Source organism: Kribbella sp. NBC_01510 (genome assembly GCF_045040325.1).
GTDB lineage: Bacteria > Actinomycetota > Actinomycetes > Propionibacteriales > Kribbellaceae > Kribbella.
The window spans coordinates 4,616,434-4,629,512 of sequence record NZ_CP109418.1 but is presented as its reverse complement, the minus strand read 5'-3'; the positions used below and the strand labels follow the sequence as shown (position 1 = coordinate 4,629,512).

The 13,079-nt window shown below is 68.9% G+C and carries 11 protein-coding genes; 2 read left to right on the top strand and 9 right to left on the bottom strand.

All coding sequences use genetic code 11. From position 1 onward, the window contains the following. Positions 1-60: 60 nt before the first annotated feature. Positions 61-1,110, top strand: coding sequence for a tellurite resistance/C4-dicarboxylate transporter family protein (locus tag OG558_RS23225; protein ID WP_405064847.1), 1,050 nt, complete (start codon positions 61-63; stop codon positions 1,108-1,110). Positions 1,111-1,119: 9 nt separating this feature from the next. Here the strand turns inward: OG558_RS23225 and OG558_RS23220 are convergent, their stop codons facing one another. After that, positions 1,120-3,771 (bottom strand): multicopper oxidase domain-containing protein, encoded by a 2,652-nt coding sequence (locus OG558_RS23220; RefSeq protein WP_405064845.1) that lies wholly within the window; start codon positions 3,769-3,771, stop codon positions 1,120-1,122. Between the two features lie 79 nt (positions 3,772-3,850). Continuing rightward, positions 3,851-4,561 carry a helix-turn-helix transcriptional regulator gene (locus OG558_RS23215; RefSeq protein WP_405064843.1) on the bottom strand — a complete coding sequence of 237 codons (711 nt, stop codon included), beginning with the start codon at positions 4,559-4,561 and terminating at the stop codon, positions 3,851-3,853. Positions 4,562-4,621: 60 nt separating this feature from the next. Between OG558_RS23215 and OG558_RS23210 the strand changes: the two genes are divergently transcribed. Further along, entirely contained in the window at positions 4,622-5,443 is an 822-nt protein-coding gene (locus OG558_RS23210; protein WP_405064842.1) for a DUF2249 domain-containing protein, read from the top strand. A 154-nt stretch (positions 5,444-5,597) separates the two neighbouring features. On the opposite strand, the gene OG558_RS23205 is transcribed toward OG558_RS23210, so the two are convergent. Genes OG558_RS23205 through OG558_RS23175 form a run of 7 tightly spaced genes read right to left on the bottom strand, consistent with a single transcriptional unit; the run spans position 5,598 to position 13,048 of the window. Beyond that, on the bottom strand, positions 5,598-7,106 hold the full coding sequence (locus OG558_RS23205; RefSeq protein ID WP_405064841.1) for an NADH-quinone oxidoreductase subunit C: 1,509 nt from the start codon (positions 7,104-7,106) through the stop codon (positions 5,598-5,600). Beyond that, the gene (locus OG558_RS23200) at positions 7,103-8,596 is read right to left on the bottom strand and encodes a proton-conducting transporter membrane subunit (protein ID WP_405064840.1); all 1,494 of its coding nucleotides are present in this window, start codon (positions 8,594-8,596) and stop codon (positions 7,103-7,105) included. The genes OG558_RS23205 and OG558_RS23200 overlap by 4 nt, the downstream gene beginning before the upstream one ends. 16 nt (positions 8,597-8,612) lie before the next feature. Next, positions 8,613-9,257, bottom strand: a complete 645-nt coding sequence (locus OG558_RS23195; RefSeq protein ID WP_405064839.1) for a hypothetical protein — start codon at positions 9,255-9,257, stop codon at positions 8,613-8,615. A gap of 5 nt (positions 9,258-9,262) precedes the next feature. Next, positions 9,263-10,201, bottom strand: a complete 939-nt coding sequence (locus tag OG558_RS23190) for a respiratory chain complex I subunit 1 family protein (protein WP_405064838.1) — start codon at positions 10,199-10,201, stop codon at positions 9,263-9,265. Further along, positions 10,198-12,213, bottom strand: coding sequence for a proton-conducting transporter membrane subunit (locus OG558_RS23185; RefSeq protein ID WP_405064837.1), 2,016 nt, complete (start codon positions 12,211-12,213; stop codon positions 10,198-10,200). Before OG558_RS23185 ends, OG558_RS23190 begins: the two co-directional genes overlap by 4 nt. Next, a complete protein-coding gene (locus tag OG558_RS23180; RefSeq protein ID WP_405064836.1) occupies positions 12,210-12,683 on the bottom strand; it encodes an NADH-quinone oxidoreductase subunit B family protein in 474 nt (157 codons plus the stop codon). The genes OG558_RS23185 and OG558_RS23180 overlap by 4 nt, the downstream gene beginning before the upstream one ends. Then, positions 12,680-13,048 carry an ArsR/SmtB family transcription factor gene (locus OG558_RS23175; protein WP_405064835.1) on the bottom strand — a complete coding sequence of 123 codons (369 nt, stop codon included), beginning with the start codon at positions 13,046-13,048 and terminating at the stop codon, positions 12,680-12,682. Before OG558_RS23175 ends, OG558_RS23180 begins: the two co-directional genes overlap by 4 nt. Positions 13,049-13,079 lie beyond the last annotated feature (31 nt).

Below are 13,079 nucleotides of genomic sequence, written 5' to 3'. Positions count from 1 at the left end.
TCACCGCTCGGCCGACGCGCATCGCTGGTCCAGTGGAGGTTCCGTGGCAGACTCCGACGGTTGGCTGACGGATTCGGTGCACGCGTCCGCCGAGCGGTCGAGGGGCTCACACCAGGCGACTTCGCGCTGGTGATGGCCTCTGGGATCAACTCGGTCGGGCTGCGCCTGGAGGGTTTCCAGCTTCTGTCGCGGGTGTTGCTGGGCGTGTGTGGAGCCGCGTTCACCGGGTTGCTGCTGCTCACCGGATGGCGGTTCGCCGCGTTTCGCGCCGCGGTGGTCGAGGATTTCCTGGACCCGCGCCGGGCGTTCGGCTTCTTCACCTTCGTCGCGGGTACAAATGTGCTCGCGGTTCGGCTCGGTATGGCGCGGTTCGACGCCGCGACGGCGGTTCTGCTGGCCCTCGCCGGGCTCGCCTGGCTCGTGCTGGGGTACGTCGTACCCTGGACCGCCGTACTCGGCCGGCAGGAGCGACCCGTGGTGGCGAACGCCAACGGCACATGGTTCATCTGGGTCGTGGCCAGCCAGTCTGTCGCAGTTGCAGCGGCCACTGTCGAGCCGGTGTTCGACTCGGTACGCCGGGAGCTGGCGGTACTCGCGGTCACGTCGTGGTCCGTGGGCGTGTTCTTGTACGGCGCGGCCGGATTGCTCGTGTCGCTGCGACTGATGCTCTACGCGTTCGGGCATGAGGAGTTGACTCCGCCGTCCTGGGTCTCGATGGGTGCGCTCGCGATCACCGTCCTCGCGGGTGCGCGGATCGTGGAGATGGCCGACGCGCCCATGGTGACTGCTACGCGCGGGCTGATCGCTGGGCTCGCGGTTGTCTTCTGGGCGTTCGCGACCTGGTTGATCCCGGTGCTGGTCGCGGCGGGATGGTGGCGCCATGTCCGGCGCCAGGTGCCGCTCCGGTACCACGCGACACTGTGGAGCATCGTGTTCCCGCTGGGCATGTACGCGGTGGCGGGCATTTACCTGGGCCGCGCCGATCACCTGCCGGTGGTAGAGGCGGTGGGCCGCATCGAGCTGCGGGTGGCCCTCGCGGCGTGGGCGCTGGTCTTGGTGGCCATGATCCGGCACATCGCACGGACAGTTCTGCGCTCCAGCGTCTCCTGACCATCTGACTCATCGGCTGACGTGGAAGACCCCATGTGCTCCGCGCTCGGCATCGACCATCACGTGTGAGACGAACGGGTAGTCGCCGGGCTCCGGGAAGGCCAGCTCGACGAACCCGCCCTGCCCAGCCTGCAGACCGAGGCTCTGCGCGCCGCCCTGGTCGCCACGGAGCAGGTATGCGCCTTCGGAGTACACGGTGTCGAACTGCGCACCCACTATGTGGAACGACGACGCCCGGTTCGGGCCGGCGTCGAGCACCCATACCCGGACCCGCTCTCCCGGTCGCGCGGCCAGTGGCCTGTGGTCGTACTGGTTCGCGTAGCCGTTGAACACGACGGCGTCGGGACGCTCGAACTGCACCTTCGTGACATCGACGAGGCCTCCCTGGTCGCCGAGGTAGAGCTCGGACTGGACGACCACGTAGCTCCGGGCGACCGCCGGCAGGTTCGGCGGCTCGATGATTACCGCGCCGAAGAGTCCGTTGGCGATGTGGGCCGACATGGGCATCGTCGAGCAGTGGTACAGCCACACCCCAGCACGCGTCGCGTGGAACCGGTAGATCAGGGAGTCGCCTGGGGCGATCGTGCGCATCGGGCCTTGCGGCGACAAGGCACCGGCGTGGAAGTCGATCGAGTGCCCGATCGACCCGCGGTTGACCAGGGTGATCTCGAAACTGTCGCCGACCCGGCCGTGCAACACCGGTCCCGGCATCGTGCCGTCGTACGTCCATAGCCGCTGAGTGACCCCGGGAGCCACCTCGCGGACCACGTCCCGGACGACCAGCGTGCGCCGGTGAACTCGCGCGGAGTCCAGGGGCTGCAACGCGGCGTCGATGGCCTCGAAGCCGGGCGCCGGTGTCGCCATGAAGTCGAGCTTCTCCGCCGCGTCGGAGCCGTCGGTCTGCTTGCTCGTTTCAGGCTGGCCAGTGGGGCCGTGGGCATCGACGCCGTGCCCGGGCTGACCGGCGCCTGCCGTCGGCGTCGTACTGTCCGTGTCGATGTGGAACACCATGCCCATCTGCCGGTGACCGATCACCGAGCACCAGCCGTCGACGTTGCGCCCCACGACTCCGACCTCCAGCCGCGCCGACTGACCCGGCGACAGTCGGCCGGTGCGGGCCCCGTTGTCGAGGACGAGGTCGTGCACGTCCTCGTCGTCGGCGTTGGTGAGGACGATGACGAGCCGGTCACCGGAGGGAACGGTGACGGTCGAGGGCTGGAACCGCATATCGCGCGCCGAAACGTCCACCGTGGTGGTGTGCCCCGTGGCTGGAATCCCGGCGGCCGCAGACGGTGCCGAACCTGCCCCGAGGGCACTAGGATCGACGGCGACCCCAGCGGCCACCGCAACCGCCACGACGGCCAGACCGGTCACGGCGAGTCCTGCCACCCGCCTAGGCGTACGTCGCTGCTCGGAGCTACGTGACGGCCGGTCCCCCCGCGCCAGACTGATCGCCGCGCTCGCCTTCGCGGATCGTGAGGCGCGAAGGGCCAGCACCAGCAAGGGCAACCACGATGCCAGGCTGCACAAGACCACAATCGAAGTCAGCACCCGCACGGCGCTGGGCACCGGGAGTGCGCACACGAGCAGGCCCGCGTTCGTGACCGTGATGCGCAATGGACTGCCATAATCGAGTACGGCGTTGGCGGCCCGGACCGCGGTTGGGCCTCCGCCGAGCGCCACCGGAACCAGGTACGAGAGCGCGCCGAGCAGCACCTGGGCACCGAAGCCAGCCGCGAGGAACGGGGTCAGCCACTCGAAGACCCGGCCGGCTGCGGCCCACGAGCCGGCGGTCCCGATCCCGGCCGCCAGGACGACCAGCACGCTTACCAACCAGCAAATCCCGGCAAGAACCGAGTAGGCCGGAAACGACCTCGGCGGATTCCGGCGGAGCGTACTCAGGAATCCCCGGCCCAGTTGTGCCAGTCCGACGACGTAGGCGAGCAAGCCAACGGCGGTAAGGGGCCGCGAACCCGCGGCAGCACACCCTGCGGCGATGAGCACCGCTGCGATCAGCACCGGGAGGGCCTGTCGCGCCTGCTTCTCGGCACCTTCGGCGATCCTGGTGCGAAGCATGGTAGGCCACAAGGTCACCAGAGTGCCCGCGACGGTGAGACCGACCCAGCCGAGCAGGTTGACAGCCGCGTGCGCGACCACCACACGCGTGTGCCACGGATCTGGAAGATCGCGCGCCAGCAGGGATCCCAGGGCGGCGCCGACCGGCAGGAAGCATGCTGCGGCCACGTAGAAGCGCACGGTTGCGCCGAACCGCGCCGCGAGCGTCGTCCTGATCAGGCGGGCGAGCACCCAGCCGTGCCAAAGGACCGCTGTTGCGACGGCAGCGGCGCCTGCCACGGTGATCGGCCAGGTGCTCGAAACCACGCCGGTCACCACGGCGAGAACTCCACCGTTGAGCAGGATCAGCCGGCGAGCCTGGCCGGCCCGGTCGGTGACCGGCGTGTGCAGCAGTGCGTCGGCGAAATACCGGCTCCACACCAGGATCGCGTGACTGATCGCACCGAGCAGGAGCAGGTGGATCATCAACCACCGCGGAGCGGGCACGAACGGATGGAGAAGCGCAACGACGATGGTGCCGATCAACCAGAACAGCACTGGCAGGTCCCGAAGCGGCCAGAAGCCGCGAGCAGTCGTCGTACTCATTGCGCAACCCCGACGTTCACGCCGACCTGGGAAGCGTCGATCGCCGCGCAGTCCCGCCGGAGGTGTGGGGTGAGCGCGCTCATCTGGACCGTGTCTTCAGGTGAAGCCTGCAGGCGCCGGGTTCGGCGAACGGCCGCAACTCCGTGCCCTCCGGGACCGCGCCGTACTCCTCGAGAGCCCCTTGCGCGAGCCCGAGATGCACCCCGCAGACCACATCGGGATACTGATGAGCCGCCTCGAGCAGCGGGCAGCGGGTGAGCCGTACGACGGTACTGCGAGCATCCGCGCGGGGCCCGAATCCGATCTCGTCGAACAAGGAGACCACCTCGCGCCGCGCCGCCGCCGGACTCGAAGCGGGCTCGGCACCGCGGGCACGAGCGAGCTGGTGACCCCACTCCACTCCAGCGGTGACCGCATCCTCATGTGGGGAGGCACTGGTCCGATGGATCGTGGCGGCGAGGGCAGCGGCAAGGCCGGCGTACTCCGGAGCCGCGGCGGCATCGCTACCCGTGGCCTCATAGAGCCAGGCGGGCCGCCCGCGACCGGCAGGTGCCGCCTGATGCCGGTGAGCGAAGCCGTCGCGCACCAGAGCCTCGAGGTGTTCGCGAACCGTGTTGGCATGCAGGCCGGTCGCGGTGACCAACGCCATGAGAGTGGTCGCCTCGGTCTGCGCCCGCAGGGTCTCCAACAGAGCAGCCCGCGACTTGGACAGCGGGGCGCGGGCGCGGCCCGTGCTGGGGGTCGGCCCGTAGCCAGGCCGCTGCGCGTTCGCGGGGTGATTATTTTCCACGGAGTAGAGTGTAATAAAATTCAGATGAGGCCGCCACCGGCCCGATCCGAAGGAGACACGATGTCTGAACTCGTCATCGCCTCGAGCGAAGCCGACGCCAAGGCCGCCGATGCGGTCCGGCAGCATCACGCCGAGCTGGCGGGCGCGTTGAGCCTGCGCACCGAGGAGTTGGTCGCGGCCGCTGCCCGACACGACACGCCTGCGGCTGAGCTGGCGCGCCGGGACTTGGTTGATTGGTGTGATCGCGAGCTGATCCCGCATGCCCGGGCCGAGGAGCAGTCGATGTACCCGGCCGCACAGGGGACCGTCGAGGGGCGCCTGCTGGTGGAGGCGATGCTCGGCGAGCACGAGGTCATTGCCCGGTTGGTGCGCGGTGTCGCCGACGCCGCCGACCTGGTGCGAGCCGCACCGTCGGCCACGGCGCTGCACACGGTCTTCGACTCGCACCTGGCGAAGGAGAACGACTTGGTGCTGCCACTGCTCGCGGCAACCCCTGGCATATCGGTCGCCGAGCTGCTCGGCGGTCTCCACGAGCTCCTCGGACATGCCGAACACCCGGCACCGGACGTGGGCGCCGGCTGCAGTGGCCACGGCTGTGCGTGCGGTGGGGCGGACGATCAGGGTTATCCGGAGTTGGACGCGCGCTCCATCCCCCATTCGATCCGGCACGCGACGATATTCGGAGCGATGGAGTCAGTGCGTCCGGGCGGTGGTCTGGTGCTGGTGGCGCCACACGACCCGCTTCCGCTGCTGGAGCAAGTGAGCCGGCGTTGGCCGGGGGCATTCACGGTGCAGTACTTGGAGCGCGGGCCGGAGACGTGGCGGCTGAGCTTTCTGCGGAACGTTGACAAAGGTGTAGTCCATGACGAATCCGGAGCGTGACCGACCGGACGCTTCGATATGCGCGGCGCACGATAGGGCGGCCACCGGGCCGACGGCAGCGGTGAGAAGCTGGCGAAGGCGGTGATGGCGGTTGGAAGGAGGCCGAGGAGTAGCCAGGGTGAGAGGGTCGGGCGGACGGGTCTTTGGCGGCGGATCACAGGTCGTTCCCGGCGTAGGAGAGGTTGAAGCTCTTGTTGGTGAGCGGGAAGTCGGGGACGATCGTGTCCGAGAGAGCGACCGGGAGGGCCGGCCAGTTGAAGAACGACGGGTCGGCGATCTTCAGCCTGGACACGGTGCTGTCGGGCCCGAACTCGATCCGATGGACGATGGTGCCGCGCCACCCTTCGACCAGACCGACGCCGGACGTGCGGCCGGCAGCGAGCCAGGTCGGTTTGGCTGTCTCCGCGCTCAGCGGCGGCCGGGTGGCCAGAAGTCGAGTGATCAGGGCGACGGAGTTGTGGATCTCATCGACCCGCGTGAGGAGCCGGGACAGGACATCGCCGGCCGTGTGGACAGCCGCCGCGACCTCGGCGGTCAGAGGTGTGAACGGGTGATCGCGGCGGGCGTCGTGGTCACTGCCGCTGGCCCGGGCGACGTACCCGAGCGCACCGATGTCGCGGGCCTGGTCGAGCGTCAGTACGGCGGTGCCGGCCATCCGATCGAGTACGACGCTGTTGCCGAGGGCGATGTCGACGACCTGCTGGACGTCCGCGGCGATCGCGCTGAGCACACCCGGTTCGGGAAGGGCGTGGACGTGGGCGGCGCCGGGCGTGATCGCACCGCGGAGGAGGCGGTGACCGCTCACGTGTTTGTTCAGTCGAAGCAGCTGTTCGCGGATCCTCTGCGCGTGGGCGTTGGCGATCCCGTAGCCGACGTCATTGCACAAGGCACCGATGTCGGTGACGTGGTTGTAGAGACGTTCGAGCTCCAGCAGGATCGCTCGCAGTACCTGCGCCTGCGTTGACACCGGCCAGTCCCGCGCCTCCTCGACCGCGAGGCAGAAGGCGAGCGTGTGCCCGACCGTCGTGTCGCCGGACACCCGTTCGGCCAGCGGCAGGGCGTCGGCGATGATCTTGCCTTCGGCAAGTTTCTCGATGCCCTTGTGGACGAACCACAGTCTGGCCTTGAGCTTCAGGATGGTCTCGCCGACGACCGAGAACCGGAAGTGTCCGGGCTCGATCAGCCCGGCGTGGATCGGCCCGACCGGAATCTCGTAGACCCCGGTTCCGGCGACAGTGAGGAACGGGTACGGCTCATCGGTATCGCCGAAGTTCCGCGGTGGCCCCGCGTCGCGACGCATCGGGTACCAGTCGTCCGGCCAGTGCTGGTGCAGGACCAGCCGGCGTGGCAGCGGATGATCCGCCACCTCGATGCCGAAGAGGTCGTGCGCCTCGCGTTCGAACCTTCCGGCCGGGAAGGACAGTGCTGCCAGGCTGGGGATCTGCGGTGCGGATCGGCTCGTGGTCAGGACCAGCTCGACGCGACGGTCCGGCTGAGCGGCGACGAAGAGGTAGACCACGCGGAAGGCATCCGGGTCGTCGTGGCCGGCGATCAGGGCGAGTCGATAGCCGTCGTCGAGCAGCGCCCTCGCCCGGTCCGCCAGGGTCGCGCCGGTGACGGCCGTCTGACGGCGGTTCGGGTAGGTTCTCGGATCAGGGCTCATCGGGTCCCCACGATCAGGCCGGCGGTGCGCAGCAGCGGGCCGAGTGGCCAGTCGGCGATGCCAAGCACACCGAGAATCAGGAGCCCCGCGACCAGCGGTGTCGCGGTGGACGTTCGGAGCGCGGCGCTCGGTGTTCCGGTCGATTCGGCGCTGAACAGGATGCCCGCAGCCTTGGCGGTGACGGCTACGAAGACGCCGAGCAGAAGCACCAGTACGGCGGCGGCCGCCCAGCCCAACCCGGCGCCGATGCCGGCGCGGAGCAGGCCCAGCTCGCTCACGAAAAGGCTGAACGGCGGAAACCCGAGCAACGCAGCCAACCCGGCCGCGAACACTCCGGCCAGGACCGGTGCCCGGAGGAACAGCCCGCGGACCCGGTCGATCCGGGTGGTTCCCTCACGGGCAAGGATCTCCCCCGCGCCGCAGAACAACACTGCCTTGCCGAGACCGTGCCCGACAATGTGGAGCAGCGCCGCCGCGATCGCCAGCGGCGTACCGATCGCGATCCCGATCGCAGCCAGGGCCATGTGCTCGATACTCGAGTACGCGAGGAGCCTCTTGTAGTCCCGCTGGGCCAGGATCAGCCCGGTTGCCAGCAGCAGCGAGCCGAGGGCGACGGCGAGCAACAGGCCGCGGACGAACCCCGGGTCGACGCTCTCGACGGCGATCACCCGGTATCGGGCCAGGGCGTAGATCGCGACCGGGAGCAGCACTCCGGACATCAACGCGGATACTGGAGCCGGGGCCTGGCTGTGTGCGTCGGGCAACCAGCTGTGCAGGGGCACAAGACCCGCCTTCGTGCCGAAACCCAGCACCAGCAGAGCGAACGCGAGCCGCATGACGCCCGGGTCGAGTTCACCGGCGTGCGCGGCGAGCTCGGTCCAATCGAGGGTCCCGTGGCCCGCGATCCCGGCCTGCTTGGCGGCGTAGTTGACGAACACGGTCCCCAGGTAAGCCAGCGCGATGCCGACCGAGCAGATGATCACGTACTTCCACGTCGCCTCGACCGACTTCCTCGACCGGCGATGGCCGACCAGGAAGGCGGTGACGATCGTGGTGGCCTCGACGGCGGCCCACAGCAGCCCGAGGTTGTTCGCCAGGACCGCAAGCACCATCGCGGCAAGGAACAGTGGCACGAGTACGCCGTACCGCCGGGCGCCCGGCGCATCGGTGTGCCCCGCACGGAGCTCCTCCTCCACGTATCCGAGACCGGACCACGCGGCGATGACGCCGACGGCGCCGATGACGATGAGCATCAGTCCGGACAGCGCATCGATCCGCAGCCAGTTGCCAGCAGCAACGACACCGGCGTCCGCGGTCCAGGCCGCCGTACCGGCGCCGACGGCGAGAATCACCGCGGCCGCCGAGATCGTCGCGATGGCGGCCGAACGCCGCCAGCCCATCAGGACCGTGGCTCCGGCCGCGGCTACCGGCGCGACGATCGGCGCCGCGAGCAGCAGTCCGGCGGCAGCACCTGTGAGATCGCCGGTCATCGGTTCTCCTCGTTCATCAGTCGTGCAGCTCCCGGAGTTCATCGATGTCGGTCCCGCCGAAGGTGACCCGCAGCCGGGCGGTCAGGACCTGCAGCACGAGTACGACGAGGAGCACGTCGAGCGAGACCGCGAGTTCGACGATGCCGGGCACACCACCGGTGAGCAGGAACGCCGTGGTCGCGATGCCGTTGTCGAGCAGCAGGAATCCGACGATCTGCGACAGCGCGCGCCGTCGGGTCACCAGAACGAAGAACCCGAGGAGCACCATCGCCAGTCCCACCGGCACGGCCTGGGTCTCCGCCGAAGGTGCGAGCCGCACGATCGGGCGGCTCGCGGCATACGCCAGCAAGGTCAGCAGGGCGGCCGCAACGATCGACGCGGTCACGTTGATCAACGGCTCGGTCTCCCGCGCCTCACCGCTGTCTCGCAGCACCCGGCGAAGAATCCCTGGTACTACGACCGCTTTCAGGGCCAGGACGCCGAGCCCGACCACCACCAGTTCGAGGCTGTCCAGCCGAACGGCGAGGATCTCTGCCAGCAGGCCGAGCAGAATCCCCTGCACGACCAGAAGACGCACGATCGCCGACAGTTCACGTCGCCACAACACCATGACCGACGACAAGAGCAAGCCGCCGCAGATCAGATAGAGCCACTGAGTCATCACGATCACGCCAGGAAGAAGGAGGACGAGACGGCCAGGACACCGAAGAGGAACGAACCTGCGAGCAACTCAGGGACCCGGAACAGCCGCAACTTGGCCATGAACACCTCGCCGGTCGCCAGAACCACTCCCAGCACCGCGACCTTCACAGTGAACGCGGCGACACCGATCAGCAACGCCACTGGCGAGCCACTCGTGGCAACACCCCACGGCAGGAACAGGTTCGCCCACAACCCCAGCAACAGCGTCAGCCGCAGCGCCGAGGCGAACTCGACCATGGCGAGGTCGCGGCCGGAGTACTCGAGCACCATCGCCTCGTGAATCATCGTCAGTTCCAGGTGCGTCGACGGATTGTCGACCGGCAGCCGACCGGCCTCCGCCACCACCACGACCGCCAGCGCGACGGCGGCGAGCAAGGTCGCCGGGGACAGCACGCCGGCCGGCGACTGTTGTCCGAGTTCCACGATCGAGGACAGATTGGTCGATCCGACCCGCGCGGACAAGGCGAAGCCGGCGAGCAGGATTGTCGGTTCGGCCAGTGCTGCCACCGTGATCTCACGGCTGGCGCCCATCCCGCCGAATGCCGTACCGGTGTCGAGACCGGCGAGGGCCAGCGCGACCGTACCGAGCAGGAGCAATGCGACCACCGCGAAGAGATCCGCGACGCCGGCCAACGGAGAGCCCGTGGCGACGAACGGCGCCACCGCCGCGATCACCAGGGTCGTCGCCGCCAGAACGGCCGGTGCGGCGGCGAACACCCAACTCGATCCGGCCGGCGAGATCGGTTCCTTGCGGAACTGCTTGCGCAGATCCCGCCACGGCTGCCCGGCACCGGCACCCGCCCGTCCCTCGAGCCGCGCCCGGACCTGCCGCATGAGGCCGACCAGGTACGGCGCCACGACGATCAGCAGGACGAGTTGGACCACAACCCCGACCGTTCTCATGTGGTCAGGCCCACCACGACGAGAACGGCGATCAGGCCGGCCAGCCCGAGTGCGAGATACCGGTGCACGCTGCCGTTCTGCAGCCGGCTCAGGACACTGCCTACCTTCGTCCCGGCGGCCACGATCGGTGGATACAGCGACGCTTCGAGCCGATCGTCGACTCGTTGGCGGTATTGAACGCTTTCGATCAGGTACTGCGACTCCGCGTGGTGCGTGACGTCGACGTCGTACTCCGGTCGCAGTACGTCGTCGAAGACCCGGGTCAACGGCTCGGCGAACGACGTCGCCGTGTACTCCATCCGTGGGTCCAGTCGGGTGCCGCCGCAGCCCCACACCAGCGACCGACGCCGAGGCAAGCCGCGCTGGATCGCCACGACGACCAGCAGTGCCGCCAGCACGAGTCCGGCCAGGATCAGCAGGGGCGACATCCTCCCCTCGACACCCGCCAGACGCAGTGTCACGCCACCTCGCACCGGCGGACCGTCGTGAACCGTGGGCAGTGTCGCGAGGACCTTGGTCAGCGTCGGCCCGATCGACGCCGGAGCGATCGCCAGCGCCGCACAAACGGCGGCGGCGAGAAGCATCGCCGCACGCATGATCGTCGGCGATTCCTCCGCGGCTGCCGCCGGCTCCGATCGTGGGCGAGCCAGGAAGCCCACCCCGAACGCCTTCACGAACGTCGCCACGCCCAGGCCCGCGGTCAGTGCGACGACCGCGACTGCCAGCGGCATCGCGACCGCCACGACGGTGTCCGCGCCAGGCAGACCGTGGATCAGTCCCTGCAGCAACATCCACTCCGAGACGAACCCGTTGCCCGGCGGGAGCGCGGCCGCCGAGAGTGCCCCCACGGCGAACAGGGCGGTCGTTGCCGGCATCCGCGACACCAGTCCACCAAGACCGTCCAGATCCCGTACGCCGGTCGACCGCAGCACCGATCCCGCGCCGAGGAAGAGCAACGTCTTGAAGCCGGCATGGTTCAGCGCGTGCAGCAGTGCAGCCGCAATCAGCAGGCTTGCCAATGTGCGGTTGCCGACGGCCGCGAACATCCCACCCGCGCCGATGCCGATCAGGATCAGACCCATGTTCTCGGTCGTCGAATAGCCGAGGAGCCGCTTCAGATCCACCGCGACACTGGCCTGCAGTACGCCGTACACCGCGGACAATCCACCCAGGATCAGGACCACCAGCCACCACCAGCGGGGGCCACCACCAAGGAGATCGAAACCAACCCGCAGGATGCCGTACAAGCCGAGCGTCACCATCGCCGCCGACATCAACGCCGACACCTGACTCGGCGCCTCCGGATGGGCTCGTGGCAACCACACGTGCAGCGGCACCACACCGGCCTTCGAACTGAATCCCACCAGGACCAGCATGAAGATCACCGATCGGGTCGTGGCCGGCATCTGCGCCGCTCGGAGCGCATCGAACGACTCACCGCCGGCTTTCGAGGCGAAGAGCACCAGACCGAGCAGGATCGCAACCAGACCGGCGTGCGTCATCGCGCCGTACCAGATACCCGCGTCACGCACCGCCGGTCGCAGCCTGTGCTCGGCGAACACGAGCGCCAGCGAGGTCAAGGCCATCAGTTCCCACAGCACCAGGAACGTCGTCACGTTCCCGGCTGCCGGAACCAGGATCATCGCCGCCACGAACAGCGGCAACAAGGCCTGCGCCGTCCGCGAGCCCGCGCCGGTGTCCCCCGCATGATCCGTGTAGCCGATGCTGTACAGCCCGGCGACGACAGCAACACCACCGATCAGGACACAGAACACGCCGGACAGCGCATCCACAGAGACCACTGCCTCACTCAGCGGAAGCAGCTGCGGCATCGTCGCCGTGTAGGTGGCACCATTGATCGCGAGTACGCCGGCCAGCACACCAAGAGCCCCAGTGGCGGCTGTGGACAGACCGGCTACGACGGCCCGCGGGCGCGGACCGGTGACAACTGCGCCCAGCGCTCCCAGCCCGGCGACCACCAGCACGCCGAGCAGCGCCCAACCAATCGTCATCTCCCGGTCAGATCCCGCAGCGCCTCGATGATCTTCGGCGGCTCCGGCGGGCATCCCCGCACGACCACGTCGACAGGAATCACGTCCCCGACCGCGCCCTCGACCCCGTAGCCACCGGCGAACACACCACAGTTGTCAGCACAGTCGCCGACCGCGACGACTCGTTTCGGTGCGGGCGTCGCGTCGTACGCCTTCCGCAGCGGCTCGGCCATGTTCCGGGTCACCGGCCCGGTCACCAGCAACACGTCCGCGTGCCGCGGCGAAGCGACCAAACGCGCGCCGTACCGGTCGGCGTCGTACACCGGTCCGAACGCCGAGCCGATCTCCACCTCACACCCATTGCACGACCCCGCGTCCACGTGCCGCACCTGCACGGAGCCACGCAGTACGGCGTCGCCGTCGCCCGACCGCTCCGGCGCCGGCTCCGCCACCCGGCCGGTCTCGCGGATCTTCCGCAGCAGCGCCCTCACCGCGCCGCCCGGCGCGCTCGGTACCGACCCGACGCGAGCGCATCAGCGCGAAGACCGTCCAGCAACTCCGCTTGCTCAGCGAGCACCGAGGTCAGGATCACTCGCGCGACGGCGAGCAACTCCGCCACGTGCGGGCTCGTCGGCGAGTAGTAGACCTGCGAGCCCTCCTTGCGCGTCGTGACGAGGCCGGCCCGGCGAAGGACTGCCAACTGCTGCGAAAGATTCGAGGCCTCCAGCGAAAGCTCGGGCAGCAGTTCGCCAACCGCCATCTCCCGCTCGCTCAACAGCTCGAGCACCCGGATCCGGGCGGGATGCCCCAGCGTCTTGAAGAACTCCGCCTTCAACTGGTGCAGCGGTGTCGTCATGCATCCGCCCTCCGTACCTACACATCATGCG

What these genes read in the sequence shown, in the direction of transcription:
- OG558_RS23185 (WP_405064837.1), bottom strand. Translation starts at nt 12,213, where the DNA reads ATGACGATTGGTTGGGCGCTGCTCGGCGTGCTGGTGGTCGCCGGGCTG.
- OG558_RS23205 (WP_405064841.1), bottom strand. Translation starts at nt 7,106, where the DNA reads ATGAGCCCTGATCCGAGAACCTACCCGAACCGCCGTCAGACGGCCGTC.
- OG558_RS23220 (WP_405064845.1), bottom strand. Translation starts at nt 3,771, where the DNA reads ATGAGTACGACGACTGCTCGCGGCTTCTGGCCGCTTCGGGACCTGCCA.
- OG558_RS23175 (WP_405064835.1), bottom strand. Translation starts at nt 13,048, where the DNA reads ATGACGACACCGCTGCACCAGTTGAAGGCGGAGTTCTTCAAGACGCTG.
- OG558_RS23210 (WP_405064842.1), top strand. Translation starts at nt 4,622, where the DNA reads ATGTCTGAACTCGTCATCGCCTCGAGCGAAGCCGACGCCAAGGCCGCC.
- OG558_RS23200 (WP_405064840.1), bottom strand. Translation starts at nt 8,596, where the DNA reads ATGACCGGCGATCTCACAGGTGCTGCCGCCGGACTGCTGCTCGCGGCG.
- OG558_RS23195 (WP_405064839.1), bottom strand. Translation starts at nt 9,257, where the DNA reads ATGACTCAGTGGCTCTATCTGATCTGCGGCGGCTTGCTCTTGTCGTCG.
- OG558_RS23190 (WP_405064838.1), bottom strand. Translation starts at nt 10,201, where the DNA reads ATGAGAACGGTCGGGGTTGTGGTCCAACTCGTCCTGCTGATCGTCGTG.